The following is a 19,682-nucleotide window of genomic DNA, read 5'->3' on the forward strand; positions in this document are numbered from 1 at the left end:
GACGGCACCATCACCGCATCTGCCGCGCCGGCTCGATCAGCTCCGGCCGCGGGCCCGATAGCCGCTTGTGCATGTGGACCATGAAGGCCATGCCGAAGATCGGCGTCGCCAGATTGACGATCGGGATCGAGACGAAGGCCGCGATGAACAGGCCGGCGGTGAAGATGGTGGCGGCGTTGTCACGCCGCATCGCCTTGGCCTCTTCCGGCGAGCGGAAGCGCATCGCGGCCAGCTCGAAATATTCGCGGCCGAGCAGCCAGGCGGCGGCGAGGAAGAAGACCAGGAAGCCGGCGCCGGCGAACAGCACCAGCGGCAGCGCGATCAGATAGACCAGGATCGTCAGCAGCGCGGTCTTGATGCCCTCGAAAATGGCCTGGCTGAACGGCAACGCGCGACCTGGCTGCTCGGCCGGATAATGCTCGCGCTCGACGATGTCGGCGACGTCGTCGACGAACAGGCTGGCCACCACCGAAGTGATCGCGGGCATCAGGAAGACGCCGCCGAACACGACGCCGAGGCCCGCCGCGATCGAGACGATCCAGGACAAGATTTCGAGCGAGGTATGCCAGCCCGGTCCCAGCAGCCCTTCCAGCCAGACCTCACCGGAGGTCGCAAACCAGCTCAAGAGCCGCTGCAAGCCGATCGCCAGCACGGTGATCAGCACGAGCGCAAGCCCGATCGACCGCCACAGGATCGAGCGCATCGGCGGCGAGATCATTTGCGACAGCGCCTTGATGGCGGCATCCAGCATGGTGGGGCCCTTTCACGAAATCACCCGCGAGAGGTAGAGACGCACGGCGGTTTCGGCAAGGGAGGCAGCTACGGCCTGCTCCCTTTGTCCCGACCACAGTATCGTAGGGTGGGCAAAGCGAAGCGTGCCCACGGCTTCTGTCGCGGTTTCGATTGATGGTGGGCACGGCGCAAGTGCGCCTTTGCCCACCCTACGAGATTGAGCCAACGGATAACGGATAGAGCCGCTCACCCACAAGGGTTACGCACCGTCTGCGCGGCCGACCTACTCATGCCGATGCCCATGCTTCCGCGGCTTCGCCTGCTTGCCCTCCCCTGTCGGGATCATCACCACGCGGCCGTAGCGCACGCCGCGTTCGGCGATGATGTGGTCGGCGAAATGCCGAACCTCGGCGGCATCGCCCCGCAGCGCGGTCATCTCCATGCAATTGTTGTCGTCGAGATGGACATGCAGGGTCGCCAGCGCGAGGTCGTGATGGCCGTGGAATTCCTGCACCAGACGCTTGGAGAGATCGCGGGCGGCGTGGTCGTAGACATAGACGAGGCCGGCGACGCAGGAGCCGGTCTGCGCGGTGTCCTCGGTGCTCTGCTGCAGGCCGGCGCGGGCGAGGTCGCGGATCATCTCGGAGCGGTTCTGATAGCCGCGTGCTTCCGCCGCCGCGTCGATCTCCGCCAGGAGATCGTCCTCGATCGTGATCGTAATTCGCTGCATCAAGCCCTCTCCGCGTCCCGCCAATATTCCGTGAACCGTAGCCCGGATGGAGCGAAGCGCAATCCGGGGCAGTCTCGATTTGTTAGCAGAACCCGGATTTCGCTTGCGCTCCATCCGGGCTACGCAGTGTCTTCACAGCCGCGTTGCACGCAGGCGCAGCGCATTCCCGACCACGCTCACCGAGGACAGCGCCATCGCTGCTGCGGCGATGATCGGCGACAGCAGGACGCCGAAGGTCGGATAGAGGATGCCGGCGGCGATCGGGATGCCGGCGGCGTTGTAGATGAAGGCGAAGAACAGATTCTGGCGGATGTTGCTCATGGTCGCCTGCGACAGCTTTCGCGCGCGGACGATGCCGACAAGATCGCCCTTGAGCAGGGTCACGCCCGCGCTCTCCATCGCCACATCCGTGCCGGTGCCCATGGCGATGCCTACCTCGGCGGCGGCCAGCGCCGGCGCGTCGTTGACGCCGTCGCCAGCCATCGCGACAATGCGGCCGGCCCTTTGCAGCTTGGTCACCACCGCGCTCTTCTGATCCGGCAGCACCTCGGCCTCGACCTCGGCGATGCCGAGCCGCCGCGCCACCGCCTCAGCCGTGGTGCGATTGTCGCCGGTCAGCATGATGACCTTGATGCCTTCGGCAGCTAGCGCCTTCAGCGCCTGCGGGGTCGAGGCCTTGACCGGATCGGCGATCGCGAACAGGCCGGCAAGCCGGCCATCGGCGGCCATGTTGATCACCGTGGCGCCGTCCTGGCGCAGCCGTTCGGCTTCAGTGTCGAGCGCCGTCGTGTCGACCCCGATCGAGGCGAGATATCTGGCATTGCCGAGCGCGATGGTTTTGCCGTCGACCTTGCCGGTGGCGCCCTTGCCGGTCGGCGAGTCGAACTGCTCGACCTGGCCGAGCGCAAGCTGCTTCTCCTTGGCCGCGCGCACGATCGCGTCAGCCAAGGGATGTTCGCTGGCGCGCTCGACGCTGGCCGCAAGCCGGAGGATGTCGTCTTCCGCAAAGCCAGCAGCCGGCACGATCGCGACCACCTTGGGCTTGCCTTCGGTCAGCGTGCCCGTCTTGTCGACCACCAGCGTGTCGATCTTCTCCATCCGCTCCAGCGCCTCCGCATTCTTGATCAGCACGCCGCCTTGGGCACCGCGGCCGACGCCGACCATGATCGACATGGGGGTCGCGAGGCCCAGCGCGCAGGGGCAGGCGATGATCAGCACGCTGACCGCAGCGACAAGGCCGAAGGCCAGTCGCGGTTGCGGTCCGAACCACGCCCAGGCGGCAAAGGCGGCGATCGCGACGATGATCACGGCCGGCACGAACCAGCCCGCGACCTGATCGGCCAGCCGCTGAATCGGCGCGCGGGAGCGCTGCGCGTCTGCGACCATCTGCACGATCTGCGACAGCAGCGTCTCGCGTCCGACCTTGTCGGCGCGCATGATGAAGCTGCCCGATTGGTTCAGCGTGCCCGCGATGACTTTTGCACCGGTTTCCTTGGTGACCGGCATGGACTCGCCGGTGACCAGGGATTCGTCGAGCGAGGAGCGTCCCTCGAGGATGACGCCATCGACCGGCACCTTCTCGCCGGGACGAACGCGCAAGCGGTCACCGGCATGGAGCGTGTCGATCTCGACCTCGTGCTCGCTGCCATCGGCATCGACGCGGCGCGCGGTCTTCGGTGCCAGCTGCAACAGTGCCTTGATCGCGCCCGAGGTCGCGTCACGGGCCCGCAGCTCCAGCACTTGACCGAGCAGCACCAACACGGTGATGACCGCAGCCGCCTCGAAATAGACGGCGACCGCGCCTTCATGGCCGCGGAAGGTCGCAGGAAAAATCTGCGGCGCGACGGTGCCGATGATGCTGTAGACATAGGCAACACCGGTGCCCATCGCGATCAGCGTGAACATGTTGAGGTTGCGAGTCAGCAGCGATTGCCAACCGCGAACGAAGAACGGCCAGCCGGCCCACAGCACCACTGGCGTGGCGAAGACGAGCTGGATCCAGTTCGAGAGCGTCTGATCGATCCAGTTGTGTGGGCCCGCGAGATGGCCGCCCATCTCCAGCACCACGGCCGGCAGCGCAAGTGCGCCACCGATCCAGAACCGCCGCGTCATGTCGGCAAGCTCCGGGTTGGGGCCGGTCTCCAAGCTTACCACTTCCGGCTCGAGCGCCATGCCGCAGATCGGGCAGCTGCCGGGTCCGACCTGGCGGATCTCCGGATGCATCGGACAAGTGTAGATCGTGCCCGCGGGCATCTCGGGCTCGGGCGCCTTGTCCTTGGCGAGATATTTGGCGGGATCGGCGGCGAATTTGGTGCGGCAGCCGGCCGAGCAGAAATAGAAGGTTTTGTCGTGATGTGTGAGGTGGTGCTTCGAGGTCGCAGGATCGACTGTCATGCCGCAGACGGGATCGAGCACCTTGGTCGCGCCATCACCATGGTCATGCGCGTGATGATGCGCGTGGCCGGCACGGTCGCCGTGCCCGCCGCAGCAGGAGGACGCGGCCGGCGTGGCCGCTGGAGCAGCTTGGCTGGAACAGCCGCATCCTGTTTCCGGCTCGTGATGATGCCCGTGTTCGGCGTCTTTCATGGCGAAGCTCCGGCCTTGCAATATATACCCTAGGGGGGTATATAGAGCTCATGCGCAAGGACATCAAGGCATCTGTTGGAAAACGGCTCGGCCGGATCGAGGGCCAGGTTCGCGGCCTCTCGAAAATGGTAGAGGAAGACCGCTACTGCATCGACATCGTGACGCAGATCTCGGCGGTGCGTGCCGCGCTGCGCCGGGTCGAGGAGGAGGTCCTGAAGGACCACGTCGCCCATTGCGTCGAGCACGCGATCGCGAGCGGCGACAAGGCCGATCAGCGCGAGAAGATCGCGGAGCTGATGGCGGTGATCGGACGGGCGGAGCGGTAGCTTCGGCCCTCGCCGTCATTGCGAGCGCAGCGAAGCAATCCAGGCCCGCCCCCGCGGAGGCAGTCTGGATTGCTTCGTCGCTTCAGCGCAAAATTGCTGCGCAATTTTGTCGCGAGCTCCTCGCAATGACGGTTGTTGAGGTGACGTCCCGCTCCACCCTCAGGTGTCGTCCCTGCGAACGCAGGGACCCATAACCCCAGGGAGGTGTTTGGCGAAGACTCGTCGTTTGGTACTTCTACTACCTGTAACCGATAGATTACGCGGTATGGTCTCTGCCTTCGCAGGGACGACGGTGAGGCCTACGCCGCGATCTCGCACTTATCTCCGCGGCGCCACGCGCGGTACATCGCGAGTTCGTTCAGCTGCACGAAATGTTCGGAGAAATTGGTGGTCTCCGCAGGCTGCGCGCTCACTTCTTCAGTCGGAATCTCAACCGGCGCTTCTTCGTCAATCGCCTCAGGAACGAGCGGCGGCGCACGGAGCGTTTCTGGAAACACACTGAATGTGCCCGCTACCTCCTCGAGCGGCTTCTGCTTGTCGGCCCAGTGCAGGGCGGTGTAGTCGAACCCGTGCACGATGGTGGGTTTGACGACTTCGAAATAGGGCGAGATGTCGAAGTCGCGGGGCATGTAGAGCGAGGAATCGCGGATGTGCAGGATCTCGCGGCGAGCAGCGCGGCTGCCGGCCTTGGTGATCTTGGGCAGGATCGGGTAGCGCACGGCATCGAATGCCTGCGCGATCAGGGCCGAGCAGATGATCTTGGTCGGATCGCCCGAGCCGAGCGCGATCATGCGCCGCCGCCAACGCTGCGGCACCGGCAGCGGGAACAGGAAGCGCATGAGATCGACGATGTTCTTGGTGTCGTAGCCGAAGCCGATGCGGTTGATCGCATAGCGGCAGACCGTGGTGCGGTCCTCATGGGACAGCCCGACCGGACGGCAGAGGCGGGTGTGATAGGGGAAATATTTCGACAGCGGCGCCGAGGTGACGCCTTCGCCGATATTGGCTTCGATCAGCACATGCGGCTCGCCGTCCGCCTCTTCCGCGCCCTCGATCGGACCAACATAGAGCGCGGCATGCGACCAGGTCGACTGCGTCAGATATTTGATGATGCCGGAGATGCGGTTGTTGCCCTCGACCAGCAGCACGTCGCCGGGCTCGATGACGCCGCGCAGGTGCTCCGGGTCGCTCGGCGTGAACGGCTCGTAGCCGGGCACCTCCTTGGAGAGGTACGCGGCAATCAGCTTGCCGACTGAATCTAGGACCGTCCCCATCTCAAACTCCCCCCACGGCCTTTTCCGGCCGTCTTTTTCCCTTCTCTATCATGGTCGAAACGTGTTGCAATTCGGTTCATCACTCCGTGAGGTCAAGCACGATTGATTCACCATGATGGTTGCCGTGCAACATCAGATACGGCAAGGTTCGCTGACTGTTCCCGTTCGCCGCAAGTCCTCGGAAACCATGACATGACAATCACGCGCCGCGGTTTCCTTTCGGCGTCGGCGTTCCTTGCCGCCATGCCGGTCCTGCGCGCGAACGCCGCAACCCTGCCGCGCGAGGCCGACATCGTCGTGATCGGAGCGGGGGCTGCCGGCATCGCTGCGGCGCGGCGCATCATGGCGACGGGGCGCAAGGTCATCGTGGTGGAAGCGGCGTCCCAGGTCGGCGGCCGTTGTATCACTGACAACACGACCTTCGACACGCCGTTCGACCGCGGCGCGCGCTGGATGCACAATCCCGACACCAATCCGATGATCCGGCTGGCGCGCAGCGCGGGGCTCGACGTGCTGCCGGCGCCCTCGGGCCAGAAGATGCGCATCGGCCGCCGCAACGCGCGCGCAGGCGAGACCGAGCAGTTCCTGGCGGCGCTGGTGCGTGCCAACCGCGCCATCGACGAGGCCGCGCGCGGCAAGCTGGATACCTCCTGCGCGTCCGTGCTGCCGAAGGATCTTGGCGATTGGGCGGGCGCGGCCGAGTTTATGCTGGGCGCGAGCTTCGCCGGCAAGGACCTGAAGGAACTGTCCGCGATCGACAAGGGGCGCGCGCAGGACCGCAACGCGGCGATCGCCTGCCGTCAGGGCTTGGGCACGCTGATCGCGAAACTCGGCGAGCAGGCGCCGGTGGCGCTGTCGACGTCGGCGAGCCGAATCGCCTGGAGCAACCGCGACGTCAGCGTGGAGACGCAAGCCGGCAAGATCGCCGCGCGCGCCGTCGTCGTCACGGTCTCGACCAACGTGCTGACATCGGGCGCGATCAAGTTCACGCCCGACATCCCCAAGCGCACGCTGGACGCGGCATCGAAGCTCGGCCTCGGCAGCTACGATCGCATCGTGGTGCAATTGCCGGGCAATCCGCTCGGCCTGTCGCGTGACGATATCCTGATCGAGCAGAGCAGTTCGACGCGCACGGCGCTCATGTTCGCCAATATCGGCGGCTCCTCGCTCTGCTCCATCGACGTCGGCGGTGCGTTCGGCCGCGATCTCTCCGAGCAGGGCGAGAAGGCGATGGCGGCCTTCGCCAGGGAATGGATCACGAAATTGTTCGGCAGCGAGGCCGCGGCCGCGGTGCAAAAGACCAGCGCCACGCGCTGGAACGCGTCGCCTTTCGTGATGGGCGCGATGTCGGCGGCCTCCCCCGGCGGTCAGCTCTCGCGAAAGGTCTTGGCCGAGCCGATCGGCAACGTGTTTCTCGCGGGCGAGGCCACCCATGAGACGCTGTGGGGCACCGTCGACGGCGCCTGGGAAAGCGGCGAGCGCGCCGCTGACGCAGCATTGCGCAAGATCGGCGCGTTGAAGGACGAGCCGGCCGACGTGCCGACGCAATCTACGAAGAAGCGCCGGGTGCCGCGGCAATAGGCCAAACTAAGCCGCAGCAAACTCCACTGTCGTCCCGGACAAGCGAAGCGCAGATCCGGGACCCATAACCACAGGGCGTAGTTGGGCGAAGACTCGCCGTTCAGGACCTTTATCGGTACTGCCAGCTGTGTCTACTCGATAAATCACGCGGTATGGGTCCCCGCGTTCGCGGGGGCGACCCGCTGAGAGAGTTAGCGCAACACCCCATCCAGCGCCGGCAGCCCGGCAATCACCGCCATCGCGATGAGCGCGTAGCAGATGCCGCGAAACACTTTTTCGCTGGCGCGTCCGAACAGCGACGCCCCGAACGCGACACCAACCGCATAGACCGGGCCGACGACCAGCGACAACAGCAGCGACTCGCGCGAGATCAAGCCCGTGGTCGCGTAACTGATCATCGAGAAGAGATCCGACGCGCCGAAGAACAGCACGATATTGGCGCGCGCGACGATCGGCGCGATCGGGCGGCCGAGCCAGTAGCCGACGATCGGCGGGCCGCCGGTCTGCGCGAGGCCACTGCAGAAACCCGAGAGGCCGCCAATGCCGACCGAGAGCCAGGCGTGGTCCTTGCCGCGATAGCGCCAGCCCGACAGCAGCAGCAGCAACAGCGCCGCGACGAAGCAGGAGATGATCCAGCGCGTCGTGACGGGTTCGAGCACGCTGAGGAAATAGGTGCCGAGGGGGACGCCGATCAGCGCACCCAGTACGATCACGGCGGTGGCCTTGCGATCCGCCTTCCGCCACGCGTCCGGCAGCAGCGGCGCTGCCGAAACAAAATCGATCACGAGCAGCAAGGCGGCAACGAGCCGCGGCGCAGCGATGCTGCTCGCCAGCGGCATGAAGATCAGCGCCGAGCCGAAGCCGGAGAAGCCGCGTGCGGTACCCGAAACGAAAGCGACGGCGCAGAGCGCCATCGCAATGGTGAGGCTGACGTCCTTCGGAAGGAAATCAGCGAGGGTCATGCTCTATGATTCTGGAGCATGATGTTGTCCGAAAACCGCTTCACACTTTTCGGTATCATGCTCGGAGCGTGCCGCCGGTCTTCTTCGTGACCTCCGCCACGATCTTGGCGCCGACAGCTTCGATCTCCTGGTCGGTCAGCGTCTTCTCGCGCGGCTGGAGCATGACCGCGACCGCGATCGACTTTTTGCCGTCGTCGATGCCCTTGCCCTCATAGACGTCGAAGACGCTCACGCCGGTGATCAGCTTCTTGTCGACGCCTTGCGCGGCACGCACGATGTCGCCGGCCTTCACGCTGCGATCGACGATGAAGGCGAAGTCGCGTGACACCGGCTGGAACGCCGACAGCTCGATCACGGGCTTGGCGCGGGTCGGCTTTTTCTTGGCCTCGGGGATCCGGTCGAGGATCACCTCGAACACCATCAGCGGGCCGTCGGCGCCGAGCGCTTCCAGCGCGCGCGGATGCATCTCCCCGAAAGTGCCGAGCACGTTCTGCGGCCCGATCTGGATCGTGCCGGAGCGACCCGGATGGAGCCATGCCGGACCGCCCGCGACGATCTGCAGCGCCTGCATCGGCGCGCCGGCGGCAGCCAGCACCGCCAGCGCATCCGCCTTGGCGTCGAACACATCGGCCTGTGCCGAGCCCGACCAGTGCCGCCCCAGACCTTCCGAGGAGGCAAAGCCGCGGCGAACGCCGCTCGCCGCCATGAACTGATCCTGCGGGCGATCGCCCTTGAAGAGCTGGCCGACCTCGAACAGCGCGACATCGCCAAAGCCGCGATCGGCGTTGGCCTGCGCCGCCGCGATCAGGCCCGCGAGCAGGGTCGGGCGCATGTCGGAGAGATCCGACGCGATCGGGTTGGCGACTTCGAGCTCGCGTTGCCCGCCGCCGAACAATTGCGCCGCGGGCTTCGTGATGAATGACCAGGTCACCGCTTCGATGATGCCGCGGCTTGCGAGCGCGCGCCTGGCGCGGCGGGTGCGCAGCTGAAGCGGCGTCAGCACCGGTTTGCGCGCGTCCTCGCCGCGTTCGAACGGCGTCATCGGCACCTTGTCCACGCCAAAGATGCGGACGATCTCCTCGACGATGTCGGCCTTGCCGTGCACGTCCGAGCGCCACGAGGGCACAGCGACCTTCACGACGGGGCCCGGGCCCGCCATCATGAAGCCGAGATGGGTCAGGATGCGCTTCATCTCCAACTGCGGCACCTCGATGCCGGAGAGGCGCTTGACCTCGGTGACGGGGAAATCGATCACACGGTCGTCGCCGAAGGATTTGCCGACCACGACGGTCTCGGACGGCGCGCCGCCGCACATTTCCATCACCAGCTTGGTCGCAAGCTCGAGGCCGGGCACCATGAAGGCCGGATCGACGCCGCGCTCGAAGCGATAGCGTGCGTCCGAATTGATGCCGAGCTTGCGGCCGGTCTGGGCGATGTTGATCTCGTTCCACAGCGCCGATTCGATCAGCACGTCGGTGGTATCATCGTCGCAGCCCGAGGCCTCGCCGCCCATGATGCCGGCGAGCGATTCGACGCCGTGCTCGTCCGCGATCACGCAGATGGCGGGATCGAGATTATAGGTGCGGCCGTCGAGCGCGAGCAGCGTCTCGCCGTCGCGCGCGCGGCGCACGACGAGATGGCCCTTCACCTTCTTGGCATCGAACACGTGCAGCGGACGCGCGCGGTCGTAGGTCATGAAGTTGGTGATGTCGACCAGCGCGTTGATCGGGCGCAGCCCGATCGCGGTCAGCCGCTTCTGCAGCCATTCCGGCGACGGCTTGTTCTTCACGCCGCGCACGAGGCGAAGCGCGAAGCCCGGGCACAGCGTGGAATCCTCGACCGTGACCTTCACCGGGCACGGGAATTCGCCCTTGATCGGCTTGATGGTGGGGTCCTTGAACTTGCCCATGTCGGCCGCGGCAAGGTCGCGCGCGATGCCGTGCACGCCGGTGCAGTCCTGCCGGTTCGGCGTCAAATTGATCTCGATCACGGGATCGCCGAGCGCGGCCCATTCGGCATAGCCCGCGCCGAGCGGCGCGTCCGCCGGCAATTCCATGATGCCGTCATGGTCATTGGAGATCTGCAGCTCGGCCGCCGAGCACAGCATGCCGCGGCTTTCGACGCCGCGGATGGTGCCGACACCGAGCGTGATGTCCTTGCCGGGAATGTAAGTGCCGGGCGGCGAGAACACGCTGACGAGGCCCGCACGCGCATTCGGGGCACCGCACACGACCTGCACGGGCGCACCGCCGTCCCCGGTGTCAACCATGCAGACGCGCAGACGATCAGCATTCGGATGCTGCTCGGCCGAGATCACCCTCGCAATGGTGAAAGGCTTCAGCGCCTTCGCCTTGTCCTCGATGTTCTCGACCTCGAGCCCGATCATGGTGAGCTTCTCGGCGAGCTTGTCCAGCGGCTCGTCGGTCTCGAGATGATCCTTCAGCCAGGAGAGGGTGAATTTCATGGCTGTTTCTTCTCCACGGAGACGGTCTGCTCCCTCTCCCGCTTGCGGGGGAGGGTTGGGGTGGGGGCTCTCTCCGCGACGGTAGTGGCGATTGTTTCGAGAACACCGGCGCGGTTGGTCATGACGTCGAGATTGCTGAAGCGAAGCACCTTGAAACCTTTCGCTTCGATCGCGGCAGAGCGAGGCGCATCGGCGCGCTCGCCTGCGTCGGAGGAATGTTGGCCGCCATCGAGCTCGATGACGAGCTTGGCTGTATGGCAGATGAAATCGGCGATGTACCGATCGATCGGCACTTGGCGACGAAAGCTGGCGCCGTTCAATCGGCCAGCACGCAGCTCCGACCACAAGATACGCTCTGCATCGGTGGAGTTGCGCCCGAGCGCTCGTGCATTGGCTCGTAGCTTGGCCGACACCTTCCAGTCCGGATGTTCAGGATCGACCATTGGCAGCCCCATCGAGGAGACACCCTCACCCCAGCCCTCCCCCGCAAGCGGGAGAGGGAGTCCGACCGGTTGCGAGGCTCGAGAAAACGTATCCATACGACGAACGCGAAGCCCTCGCTCTATCCGTTCCCTCCCCCGCAGGCGGGGGAGGGGCAGGGAGAGGGTTGTCTCCGCAACGGGAACGGAGAAAGTCTTCGCTGGCTCAATGTTGAGAGCGAGCATCACGCGCTCAGCCCCCCAGCCAGCGTCGGCACTTCGAGCGGCTTGAAGCCGTAATGGGACAGCCAGCGGACGTCGCTGTCGAACAGCTGGCGCAGGTCGGCGATGCCGTATTTCAGCATGGCGATGCGATCGATGCCCATGCCCCAGGCAAAGCCCTGGTATTCGTCGGGATCGATGCCGCATGCGCGCAGCACGTTCGGGTGCACCATGCCGCAGCCGAGAATCTCGAGCCAGTCCTCGCCCTCGCCGAAGCGGATCTCGCCCTTGTCGCGGCGGCACTGGATGTCGACTTCCAGCGACGGCTCGGTGAACGGGAAGAACGAGGGGCGGAAGCGCATGTTGATGTGGTCGACCTCGAAGAACGCCTTGCAGAACTCGTGCAGGATCCATTTGAGGTGGCCGAGATGCGAGGTCTTGTCGATGACGAGGCCTTCGACCTGGTGGAATTGCGGCGTGTGGGTCGCATCCGAATCGATGCGGTAGGTGCGGCCCGGACAGATCACGCGGATCGGCGGCTTCTGGCTCAGCATGGTGCGCACCTGCACCGGCGAGGTGTGGGTTCGCAGCAGCATGCGCGAGCCGTCTTCCTTCGGATGGAAGAAGAAAGTGTCGTGCATCTCGCGCGCGGGATGGCCTTCGGGGAAGTTCAGCTTGGTGAAGTTGTAATCGTCGGTCTCGATATCGGGGCCTTCGGCGACCGAGAAGCCCATGTCGGCGAAGATCGTGGTCAGCTCGTCCCAGACCTGGCTCAGCGGATGGATGCGGCCGGCTTCAGTCGTCGCGTCGCGCAGCGGCAGGGTGACGTCGATGGTCTCCGACGCCAGCCGCGCATCGAGCGCCGCCGATTTCAAGACGTCGCGGCGCGCGGCCAGCGCCTGGGTGACCTCGTCCTTGGCCTGGTTGATCGCGGCGCCCTGCGTCTTGCGCTCGTCCGGCGACATCTTGCCGAGCGTCGCGAGCAAGGCTGAGATCGAGCCCTTCTTGCCGAGCGAGGCAACACGCACGGCTTCGAGGGCCGCTTCGTCGCCGGCAGCACTAATCTGCGCGAGGATGGATTGAACGAGACTGGCGAGGTCGGACACGGTCGGATCCCTCAAACTTGCAAAAGGCTGCCGGGTTGTGGCCGCAGCCGGGGCGGAACGTCAAGCCGAATGGAGGTCGAAAATGTGGGGCATTTGAACCGTCAAGGCATGGCTGGCACCAACCTGAACGCGAAGGAGAAGACGATGCGTTTGAGATCCTGCGTGGCCGGCCTGGCCCTGGTTCTGTTGGAAGGCATTCTGGGAGGCGCGGCGCTCGCCGACGAATGCCAGGCCAAATCCACGTCGATGGATGACATCGTCGTGGCCCTGAACGCGGCGCCGAGCTGCGACCGTGCCATGAAGCTGTTCGAGGCCTGCGCATACGGCGCCAGCGGCGACGTGCAGTTCGGTGAGGCGGTCGAGAAGAAGTGCGAGGTCGATTTCATCGGCCGGCTGGGGCCGCCACAGAAGCTCAGCTACCAGCGCGGGTTGCGGATCTGCGACCAAAAGTACCGGAACAAGTCCGGTACCATGTATATCTCGGCCACGGCCTTCTGCCGGGCGGAGGTCGCCCAGCGCTACTCGCAACGCGCGCTGAAGGCCGGCGGAGCCGGCCGCTAGCGCCGCACGGCTCAGGCGGCGAGCGCGGCCTTGGCCTTCTCGGCGATCGCCTGGAACGCGGCGGGCTCGTGGACCGCGAGATCCGACAGCACCTTGCGGTCCACGGTGATCCCGGACTTGGCCATGCCGTCGATAAATCGGCTGTAGGTCAGGCCGAACGGACGGACGGCAGCGTTGATGCGCTGGATCCAGAGCGCGCGGAATGTGCGCTTCTTACGCTTGCGGTCACGGAAGGCGTATTGCTGGGCCTTCTCCACGGCCGGCTTGGCGGCGCGGATGGTGTTCTTGCGGCGGCCATAGAAGCCCTTGGCGGCCTTGTAGACTTTCTTGTGCTTGGCGTGGGCGGTCACACCGCGTTTGACGCGAGACATGACAAATATCCTTCAGAGATGACTTCGGTTTCGGATCGCCGCGCGAATGCGGCGCGAGGTGGCAGTGATCGTGGACGCGATCAGGCGTTCGGCAAGAAGTACTTCTTGACGTTGTCGCCGTCGGTCTTGAACAGCACGCGGGTGCCGCGGAGCTGACGGATCTGCTTCTTCGTCCGCTTGATCATGCCGTGACGCTTGCCGCGCTGGGCGTGCATCACTTTGCCGGTGGCAGTCACCTTGAAGCGCTTTTTAGCGCCCGATTTGGTCTTCAGCTTGGGCATTTGGCTCTCCTAATGGCCACAGAGATCCGCCCGCGAAGGCGGCTGGCCGTCAAAAATGCTCGTTAGAGCGTTGATTGTGCTCAGGTTTTGCGAACAAGCGCGAAACCCGCACCGAAACACCGCCACGGCAGCCCTTAATCAGCCGGGCGATGAAGGCTGGGCTTATGGCAGAGGACGAGCCAATTGGCAACGATGAACCGGCGGAACCTGCCCGGCGACTATCGGGAATTGCTGCCCTTATGTCCAAGTCTGTCGCCCGGAGCAGGACCAAAATGGCCCATTTTTCCCAGTTGCTGTCGTCTCTGACCGATTTCGCCCGCCCGCGCCAACTGGCGCTGATCGCCGTGCTCGCAACGGCTGCGCTGCCGTCGACTGCCGATGCCCGCGTCGGCAGCTATGACGGCGTCTGGAATGTCACCTTCGCCACCACACGGGGCAATTGCAGCTCCGGTTACAGCGTCCCGTTCGCCGTGACCGGCAGCCGGGTCTCGTCCGCCGGCGGGGGCCGGGTCTCCGGCAGGGTCAATCGCGGCGGCGCAGTCGCGGTCCAGGTCTCGGTCGGCGCGTCCCATGCCAGCGGCGGCGGTCGGCTCGCCGGCGTGAACGGCACCGGGTCGTGGAAGGGGATCATTTCCGGAGACCAGTGCAGCGGCACCTGGCAGGCGACGCGGACCTAACTATCGCCAAGAAGGCGGTGCGCTCCCTCCCCCCGCCTGCGGGGGAGGGTTGGGGAGAGGGTGTCTCCACAACGGGACAGTCTTCCAGAGGAGAGAGCCCTCACCCGGCGCTTCGCGCCACCCTCTCCCGCAAGCGGGCGAGGGTGCAGCAACGCTCGCGGCGTGCACCCCCGCACAAACAAAACGGCCCGCCGGACATCCGGACGGGCCGTTGAATTATCAGTCCTGACAAACCGGTGTCAGCGCGGCGCCAGCACCATGACGACCTGACGGCCCTCGAACCGCGCGTCCTGCTCGACCTTGGCGAGCTCGGCGACGTCGGTCTTGATCTTGTCGAGCAGCTTAGTGCCGATCTCCTGATGCGCCATTTCGCGGCCGCGATAGCGCAGCGTGATCTTGACCTTGTCGCCCTCTTCGAAGAACCGCTGCATCGCGCGCATCTTCACGTCGTAATCGTGGTCGTCGATCATCGGGCGGAGCTTGATCTCCTTGATCTCGACGATCTTCTGCCGCTTGCGGGCTTCGGCGGCTTTTTTCTGGGCGGAGTACTTATACTTCCCGTAGTCCATGATCTTGCACACGGGAGGGCTGACGTTCGGCGAGATCTCGACCAGATCCATGCCGGCCTCCTGGGCCATGCGGATGGCCGCAACAGTCTCGACCGTGCCTTTGTTGTCACCGGCCTGATCGATCAGCTGGATCTGCGCATTGCGAATATCATCATTGATGCGCGGCCCATCTTTGCTGGCGACGGGCGGGGCTTTATTGGGACGGCGAATGGGTGGTTCTCCAAAGTTGTGAAAGAGGCTGCTATTTTGCAGGAAGATGCGTTGGCCGGCAAGCAATTCGCTCGGAGCGCGATCGAAAAACCCTCAAATGCGAGGTATTTCGGCCACGCCTGGGCCCGGTGACCGACATAGACACCTTGCTTCCGTTCCGCAAGCGTCCCAAGGGGCAATGCCGGTCTGCGGCGCCGCGGAATACGACCGGACAGCTCAAACCGTGCAGCCAGGGGAAACGTTCCATGACCAATGCAATTCCCGAGGCCGTGCCCGGCTTCATCGACGTGGGCGAGGGCACGTCAGCACGCAGGATCGCGGTCCGCAGCCGGCCCGGGCAAGGGCCCGGGCTGCTCTGGCTCGGCGGATTCAAGTCGGACATGCAGGGCAGCAAGGCCTTGGCGCTGGACGGCTGGGCCCGCGATCACGGCCGCGCAATGGTCCGGTTCGACTATTCCGGCCACGGCGAATCCGGCGGCGATTTCGCCGATGGAACCATCGGGCGCTGGCTAGAGGAGAGCGTGGCGGTGTTCGAGCGCTTCTGCGAGGGCCCGCAGGTCCTGATCGGCTCGTCCATGGGCGGCTGGATGGCGCTGCTGCTCGCGCGCGAGATCAAGAAGCGGCAAGAGAAACAACAGACCAAGGCGTCGCTGGCCGGTCTCGTCCTGATCGCGCCGGCGCCGGATTTCACCGAAGAGCTGATGTGGAAGAATTTTTCGGCGGCGGTGAAGCGGGAGATCGAGACCAAGGGCGTTTGGATGAGGCCGTCGGACTATGGCGACGGCTCGCCCTATCCGATCACGCGGAACCTGATCGAGGAGGGGCGCAATCATCTCCTGCTCGGCAGCGCCATCGATCTCGGCTGCCCCGTCCGCATCCTGCAAGGCGCGCAGGATCCCGACGTGCCCTGGCAGCATGCCTTCGCGCTGACGCACCGTCTGCCGGCCGACGATGTCGTGCTGACCATGATCCAGGACGGCGATCACCGCCTCTCCCGCCCGCAGGACATCGCGCGCATTCTTGCCGCAGTGGCGGAGATCGGGTGAAATTGCTCGCCAAGAATTCGATGTCATCGTCCGCGAAGGCGGACGATCCAGTACGCCGCGGCCGTTGTGTTTGAACCGAAAAGCCGCGGCATGCTGAGCATGGGGAAGGAGAAACGCCAATGAACACCACCGCGATGCTGCGCGCGTTCTGCGACGCGGTCGAGCAGCGCAACGGCCGCGCGTTTGCCGAGCTGTTCACCGAGGATGGCGTCTATCACGACGTCTTCTACGGCGCTTTCGCTGGCCGCGCGAAGATCGCCGAACTGATCGACGACTGGTTCTATCGCACGGCGACCGATTTCCGCTGGGACATGCATGACGCCGTCACCGACGGCACCACGCTCTATGCGCGCTACACTTTCAGCTACAAATCAACCCTGCCGGAAGCGAACGGCGCGCGCGCGATGTTCGAGGGTGTGGCGATCATGACGCTGCGTGACGGCCAGATCGTGGGCTATCACGAGGTCGCCAACACCGCGCCGGCGTTCGTCGATCTGAAGTTTGCACCGGAACGGATTGCGAAGATCGTCGCCAAGCAGGGCGCCGAGCTGAAGGCGCGGCCGGAGATGCAGCGACATTTGAAGTAGCTTTCTCCATTCGTCATTCCGGGGCGCGCCTCTTGGCGCGAGCCCGGAATCCATACTCCCGATCGTGGTTATCGATTCCGGGCTCACGCTTCGCGTGCCCCGGAATGACGAATGGAGAGCGTTGTCGCGCCGCTACCGCTTCGACGGATTCACGATCGGCTTGCGCTGTGCCAGTGCCGCCACCGTCGCGGTGCCGATCGGACCTTGTTCGTCGTAGAGCCAGCATTCGCCGATCGCGACGCCGTCGGTGGCGTGATGATTCACCACCTCGAAGCCGATCCAGCTCGTCACCGGCAGACGGTGCAGATAGATCGTCACGTCGCTGTTGATGTAGCCGAGCCCCTTGTCGCCGGCATTCGCAAACGGGCTGGTGAAATCGGCGCCGGTGGCGACATGGACGAACGGCGTCATCGGCACGCCCTCAACGAGTTCGCGCACCTCGCTCATCCATAGTCGGCGCGGACCGAGCGAGCCCATATGGCCGACGATCGGCCGCGTCGTCCATTTGCCGTTCATGCCGAGCCTGGGATCGGTGGGCTTGGGAATATCGGCCGGCTTCGGCGCATCCCAGTTCGGCGGCGACCAGACGTTACCGTCCGGGTTTTGCGTCCGCCGCAACAGCTGGCACGAGGCGCGCGCCATGCTGACGCCGCCGGAGACGAACTCCGCTTCCACCACGCGGATGCGCAGGCCGTCTCGCACCAGGCGCGTCGTCACCTCGATCGGCTTGTCGATGGTCGGCAGCCGAAACATGTCGACGGTGAGCCGCGCCGGCACGAATTCAGACCCGGAATGGCGCTCCTCGATGGCGAAGCCGAGCAGGCCGATGATGACGCGCCCGTGCAGTGATGTCGGATCCCATGGACCGTTGGCCACTTCCGTCGGATGGAATGTGTCGCCGTCGCGGGTGAAGAAAGGCATGTTTGTCATGCGCGCGAGATTGCGGGAATGAGGGGGAAAATCAAGTGTGGTGAGGTGCGCGCACCGTGGCCACAACAATGGTGTCATCGCCCGACTTGATCGGGCGATCCAGTACTCCGAGACGGCAGTGATGGAGTCGATAAGCTGCGGCGTACTGGATTCCCCGCCTTCGCGGGGAATGACACCGAGAGTTAGGAGGCGGCGCGCCACTCCTCACACACGGTCGCGTCGGACTCTGCGCTCAAAGCAGAGCTCTTCATCTCCGCAAACTCTTCCCGCGACATCAACTGCCCCAGCGCCCACACCGCGGCCCCGCGCAGCAGTGGGCTCGCATCATCGAGCAATCGCCGCGCCTCTTCAGCCAGCGTCGCATCGCCGGAATTGCCGATCGCGATCAGCACGTTCCGCAAAAAGCGATCGCGGCCGATGCGCTTGACCGGCGATTTCGTGAACAGCGCGCGAAACGCGGCGTCGTCGAGCCGTGCCAGCTCCGCAAGTTCAGGCGCGCGCAATTCGTCGCGCGCGGCAAGCTTGGCCTCGCGTCCTTCCTGCGCGAACTTGTTCCAGGGACACGCCGCAAGGCAGTCGTCGCAGCCGTAGATGCGGTTGCCGATGGCTTTGCGAAACTCGCGCGGGATCGGCCCCTTGTTCTCGATGGTCAGGTACGAGATGCAGCGCCGCGCATCGAGCTTGTAGGGCGCGGGAAACGCAGCGGTCGGGCAGATGTCGAGGCAGGCCTGGCACGAGCCGCAATGATCGATCTCGGCGTCGTCGCGCGGCAGCTCCAGCGTGGTGTAGATCGCGCCGAGGAACAGCCACGAGCCGAATTCGCGCGAGACGAGGTTGGTGTGCTTGCCCTGCCAGCCGAGACGCGCGGTTTGCGCCAGCGGCTTCTCCATCACCGCCGCGGTGTCGACGAACACTTTCACGTCCGATGGCGCGGTCGCGACCAGCCAACGCGCCAGCGCCTTCAGCCGCTTCTTGATGAGGTCGTGATAGTCGTCGCCTTGCGCATAGACCGAGATCGCCGCGCGCGTGCGTTGTTCGAGGGTCGCGAGTGGATCCTGGTCGGGACCGTAATTGACGCCGAGCATGATCACGCTGCGCACGTCGCTCCACAGCCCACGCGGATCGACGCGGCGCTCCGGCTGAGCGGCGAGCCAGTCCATGTCGCCGTGACCGCCCGAGGCGATGAATTCGAGAAAATGCGCTCCTGCCTTTTCGATCGTGCCGGGTGCGGTGACGCCGATGCAGTCGAAGCCGAGCGCAAGCGCTTCGCGCGCAAGCGCCGTTTTCAGTTCAATTGGATCGGAGCTCAGAAATCCAGGTCCACGTAGGTCCGCGACGCCGGCACGCCGGCCAGCCATTCGCTCAGCAGCGGACGGAACGACGGACGGGACTTCACCCGCGCGTACCACGCCTTTGCTGCGTCGTCCTCGCTCCATGGCACGTCGCCCAGATAGTCGATCGCCGAGAGATGCGCCGCGGCGGCGAGGTCCGCGTAAGTGAGCCGGTCGCCGGCGAGGAAATTACGCGTCTGCGCCAGCCAGCCGATATAGGCCAGATGATAGCGCACATTGGCCTTGGCGGCGCGCATCACGTCGGCCGAAGGTGGCCCGCCGCCGTTCTCCTCGCTCATGAAGCGCTTGTAGATGCGCTCGGTGACGAGAGGGTGCGAGACCTCCTCGAAGAACTTTTCGTTGAACCAGGCCATCAGCCGGCGCACCTCGACGCGCTCGGAGATCGTTTCCGGCATCAGGCGCTTGGGTCCCATCTCGGCACCATAGGCCTCGTCGACATATTCGGCGATGATCGCCGCGCCCGGGATCGGGGGCTGCTCGTCGTCCACCATCACGGGCGTCGTGCCTGCCGCATTGAGCAACAGAAACGCCTCGCGCCGTTCCCAGCTGCGCTCCTCGACCAGCTTCAGGTCGAGCCCGTATTCGCCCGCGACCAGGCGGATGAAGCGCGAATGCGGACAGAACGGATGATGAAACAGCGTAAACATGAAGCCTTTGACTATTTGATGGTGCTTAAGAATCCATCAATGTTTGTGC

General features: G+C 65.0%; 20 protein-coding genes. 6 read left to right on the top strand and 14 right to left on the bottom strand.

Going from position 1 to position 19,682, the window contains the following annotated elements:
- Nucleotides 1-10 precede the first annotated feature (10 nt).
- The 3 genes from IVB26_RS00295 to IVB26_RS00305 form a co-directional block, all read right to left on the bottom strand.
- A complete protein-coding gene (locus tag IVB26_RS00295; RefSeq protein ID WP_246921496.1) occupies nucleotides 11-751 on the bottom strand; it encodes a sulfate transporter family protein in 741 nt (246 codons plus the stop codon).
- Between the two features lie 264 nt (nucleotides 752-1,015).
- Nucleotides 1,016-1,462: a nickel-responsive transcriptional regulator NikR gene (gene nikR / locus IVB26_RS00300; RefSeq protein WP_247970112.1), complete on the bottom strand. Its 447-nt coding sequence runs from the start codon at nucleotides 1,460-1,462 to the stop codon at nucleotides 1,016-1,018.
- Between the two features lie 132 nt (nucleotides 1,463-1,594).
- Nucleotides 1,595-4,048, bottom strand: coding sequence for a heavy metal translocating P-type ATPase (locus tag IVB26_RS00305; protein WP_247970113.1), 2,454 nt, complete (start codon nucleotides 4,046-4,048; stop codon nucleotides 1,595-1,597).
- A 50-nt stretch (nucleotides 4,049-4,098) separates the two neighbouring features.
- On the opposite strand from IVB26_RS00305, the gene IVB26_RS00310 reads away from it, so the two are divergent.
- Nucleotides 4,099-4,374, top strand: coding sequence for a metal-sensitive transcriptional regulator (locus IVB26_RS00310; protein ID WP_007598521.1), 276 nt, complete (start codon nucleotides 4,099-4,101; stop codon nucleotides 4,372-4,374).
- Nucleotides 4,375-4,673: 299 nt separating this feature from the next.
- On the opposite strand, the gene IVB26_RS00315 is transcribed toward IVB26_RS00310, so the two are convergent.
- Nucleotides 4,674-5,648: a YiiX/YebB-like N1pC/P60 family cysteine hydrolase gene (locus IVB26_RS00315; protein WP_247970114.1), complete on the bottom strand. Its 975-nt coding sequence runs from the start codon at nucleotides 5,646-5,648 to the stop codon at nucleotides 4,674-4,676.
- A 192-nt stretch (nucleotides 5,649-5,840) separates the two neighbouring features.
- On the opposite strand from IVB26_RS00315, the gene IVB26_RS00320 reads away from it, so the two are divergent.
- Nucleotides 5,841-7,229, top strand: coding sequence for a flavin monoamine oxidase family protein (locus tag IVB26_RS00320; protein ID WP_247970115.1), 1,389 nt, complete (start codon nucleotides 5,841-5,843; stop codon nucleotides 7,227-7,229).
- Between the two features lie 191 nt (nucleotides 7,230-7,420).
- Here IVB26_RS00320 and IVB26_RS00325 read toward each other — a convergent pair whose 3' ends face one another.
- From IVB26_RS00325 to pheS, 4 genes are all read right to left on the bottom strand, one after another.
- Nucleotides 7,421-8,191, bottom strand: coding sequence for a sulfite exporter TauE/SafE family protein (locus IVB26_RS00325; protein ID WP_247970116.1), 771 nt, complete (start codon nucleotides 8,189-8,191; stop codon nucleotides 7,421-7,423).
- A gap of 55 nt (nucleotides 8,192-8,246) precedes the next feature.
- The gene (pheT, locus tag IVB26_RS00330; protein ID WP_247970117.1) at nucleotides 8,247-10,655 is read right to left on the bottom strand and encodes a phenylalanine--tRNA ligase subunit beta; all 2,409 of its coding nucleotides are present in this window, start codon (nucleotides 10,653-10,655) and stop codon (nucleotides 8,247-8,249) included.
- Nucleotides 10,652-11,098, bottom strand: a complete 447-nt coding sequence (locus tag IVB26_RS00335; RefSeq protein WP_247970118.1) for an endonuclease domain-containing protein — start codon at nucleotides 11,096-11,098, stop codon at nucleotides 10,652-10,654. The genes pheT and IVB26_RS00335 overlap by 4 nt, the downstream gene beginning before the upstream one ends.
- A 221-nt stretch (nucleotides 11,099-11,319) precedes the next feature.
- Complete coding sequence (gene pheS, locus IVB26_RS00340; protein WP_247970119.1) at nucleotides 11,320-12,402, bottom strand: phenylalanine--tRNA ligase subunit alpha; 1,083 nt, start codon at nucleotides 12,400-12,402, stop codon at nucleotides 11,320-11,322.
- A gap of 69 nt (nucleotides 12,403-12,471) precedes the next feature.
- Here pheS and IVB26_RS00345 point away from each other — a divergent pair, with 69 nt between their 5' ends.
- Entirely contained in the window at nucleotides 12,472-12,963 is a 492-nt protein-coding gene (locus IVB26_RS00345) for a hypothetical protein (protein ID WP_458309305.1), read from the top strand.
- 11 nt (nucleotides 12,964-12,974) lie between these two features.
- Here IVB26_RS00345 and rplT read toward each other — a convergent pair whose 3' ends face one another.
- A complete protein-coding gene (gene rplT / locus IVB26_RS00350; protein ID WP_063198836.1) occupies nucleotides 12,975-13,334 on the bottom strand; it encodes a 50S ribosomal protein L20 in 360 nt (119 codons plus the stop codon).
- Between the two features lie 80 nt (nucleotides 13,335-13,414).
- Entirely contained in the window at nucleotides 13,415-13,615 is a 201-nt protein-coding gene (gene rpmI, locus IVB26_RS00355) for a 50S ribosomal protein L35 (RefSeq protein ID WP_008539890.1), read from the bottom strand.
- A 272-nt stretch (nucleotides 13,616-13,887) separates the two neighbouring features.
- On the opposite strand from rpmI, the gene IVB26_RS00360 reads away from it, so the two are divergent.
- Nucleotides 13,888-14,292: a hypothetical protein gene (locus IVB26_RS00360; protein WP_247970120.1), complete on the top strand. Its 405-nt coding sequence runs from the start codon at nucleotides 13,888-13,890 to the stop codon at nucleotides 14,290-14,292.
- Nucleotides 14,293-14,531: 239 nt separating this feature from the next.
- Here IVB26_RS00360 and infC read toward each other — a convergent pair whose 3' ends face one another.
- Nucleotides 14,532-15,071 (bottom strand): translation initiation factor IF-3, encoded by a 540-nt coding sequence (gene infC / locus IVB26_RS00365; RefSeq protein ID WP_091962567.1) that lies wholly within the window; start codon nucleotides 15,069-15,071, stop codon nucleotides 14,532-14,534.
- 245 nt (nucleotides 15,072-15,316) lie between these two features.
- On the opposite strand from infC, the gene IVB26_RS00370 reads away from it, so the two are divergent.
- Nucleotides 15,317-16,117 (top strand): alpha/beta hydrolase, encoded by an 801-nt coding sequence (locus IVB26_RS00370; protein ID WP_247970121.1) that lies wholly within the window; start codon nucleotides 15,317-15,319, stop codon nucleotides 16,115-16,117.
- A gap of 119 nt (nucleotides 16,118-16,236) precedes the next feature.
- Nucleotides 16,237-16,704, top strand: a complete 468-nt coding sequence (locus IVB26_RS00375) for a nuclear transport factor 2 family protein (RefSeq protein WP_247970122.1) — start codon at nucleotides 16,237-16,239, stop codon at nucleotides 16,702-16,704.
- 132 nt (nucleotides 16,705-16,836) lie between these two features.
- On the opposite strand, the gene IVB26_RS00380 is transcribed toward IVB26_RS00375, so the two are convergent.
- From IVB26_RS00380 to IVB26_RS00390, 3 genes are all read right to left on the bottom strand, one after another.
- Nucleotides 16,837-17,634 carry an acyl-CoA thioesterase domain-containing protein gene (locus IVB26_RS00380; RefSeq protein ID WP_247970123.1) on the bottom strand — a complete coding sequence of 266 codons (798 nt, stop codon included), beginning with the start codon at nucleotides 17,632-17,634 and terminating at the stop codon, nucleotides 16,837-16,839.
- Nucleotides 17,635-17,816: 182 nt separating this feature from the next.
- Complete coding sequence (queG, locus tag IVB26_RS00385) at nucleotides 17,817-18,992, bottom strand: tRNA epoxyqueuosine(34) reductase QueG (RefSeq protein ID WP_247970124.1); 1,176 nt, start codon at nucleotides 18,990-18,992, stop codon at nucleotides 17,817-17,819.
- Nucleotides 18,941-19,633, bottom strand: a complete 693-nt coding sequence (locus IVB26_RS00390) for a glutathione S-transferase family protein (protein WP_247970125.1) — start codon at nucleotides 19,631-19,633, stop codon at nucleotides 18,941-18,943. The genes queG and IVB26_RS00390 overlap by 52 nt, the downstream gene beginning before the upstream one ends.
- Nucleotides 19,634-19,682 lie beyond the last annotated feature (49 nt).

Source organism: Bradyrhizobium sp. 195, from assembly GCF_023101665.1.
Classification (GTDB): Bacteria; Pseudomonadota; Alphaproteobacteria; order Rhizobiales; family Xanthobacteraceae; genus Bradyrhizobium.

Coding starts and splice junctions, on each gene's coding strand:
- IVB26_RS00335 (WP_247970118.1), bottom strand. CDS start 11,098: ATGGTCGATCCTGAACATCCGGACTGGAAGGTGTCGGCCAAGCTACGA.
- IVB26_RS00375 (WP_247970122.1), top strand. CDS start 16,237: ATGAACACCACCGCGATGCTGCGCGCGTTCTGCGACGCGGTCGAGCAG.
- IVB26_RS00310 (WP_007598521.1), top strand. CDS start 4,099: ATGCGCAAGGACATCAAGGCATCTGTTGGAAAACGGCTCGGCCGGATC.
- IVB26_RS00315 (WP_247970114.1), bottom strand. CDS start 5,648: ATGGGGACGGTCCTAGATTCAGTCGGCAAGCTGATTGCCGCGTACCTC.
- IVB26_RS00380 (WP_247970123.1), bottom strand. CDS start 17,634: ATGACAAACATGCCTTTCTTCACCCGCGACGGCGACACATTCCATCCG.
- IVB26_RS00360 (WP_247970120.1), top strand. CDS start 13,888: ATGGCCCATTTTTCCCAGTTGCTGTCGTCTCTGACCGATTTCGCCCGC.
- rplT (WP_063198836.1), bottom strand. CDS start 13,334: ATGTCTCGCGTCAAACGCGGTGTGACCGCCCACGCCAAGCACAAGAAA.
- IVB26_RS00320 (WP_247970115.1), top strand. CDS start 5,841: ATGACAATCACGCGCCGCGGTTTCCTTTCGGCGTCGGCGTTCCTTGCC.
- IVB26_RS00345 (WP_458309305.1), top strand. CDS start 12,472: ATGGAGGTCGAAAATGTGGGGCATTTGAACCGTCAAGGCATGGCTGGC.
- queG (WP_247970124.1), bottom strand. CDS start 18,992: ATGGCTGGCCGGCGTGCCGGCGTCGCGGACCTACGTGGACCTGGATTT.
- IVB26_RS00390 (WP_247970125.1), bottom strand. CDS start 19,633: ATGTTTACGCTGTTTCATCATCCGTTCTGTCCGCATTCGCGCTTCATC.
- nikR (WP_247970112.1), bottom strand. CDS start 1,462: ATGCAGCGAATTACGATCACGATCGAGGACGATCTCCTGGCGGAGATC.
- IVB26_RS00305 (WP_247970113.1), bottom strand. CDS start 4,048: ATGAAAGACGCCGAACACGGGCATCATCACGAGCCGGAAACAGGATGC.
- IVB26_RS00295 (WP_246921496.1), bottom strand. CDS start 751: ATGCTGGATGCCGCCATCAAGGCGCTGTCGCAAATGATCTCGCCGCCG.
- pheT (WP_247970117.1), bottom strand. CDS start 10,655: ATGAAATTCACCCTCTCCTGGCTGAAGGATCATCTCGAGACCGACGAG.
- rpmI (WP_008539890.1), bottom strand. CDS start 13,615: ATGCCCAAGCTGAAGACCAAATCGGGCGCTAAAAAGCGCTTCAAGGTG.
- IVB26_RS00370 (WP_247970121.1), top strand. CDS start 15,317: ATGACCAATGCAATTCCCGAGGCCGTGCCCGGCTTCATCGACGTGGGC.
- IVB26_RS00325 (WP_247970116.1), bottom strand. CDS start 8,191: ATGACCCTCGCTGATTTCCTTCCGAAGGACGTCAGCCTCACCATTGCG.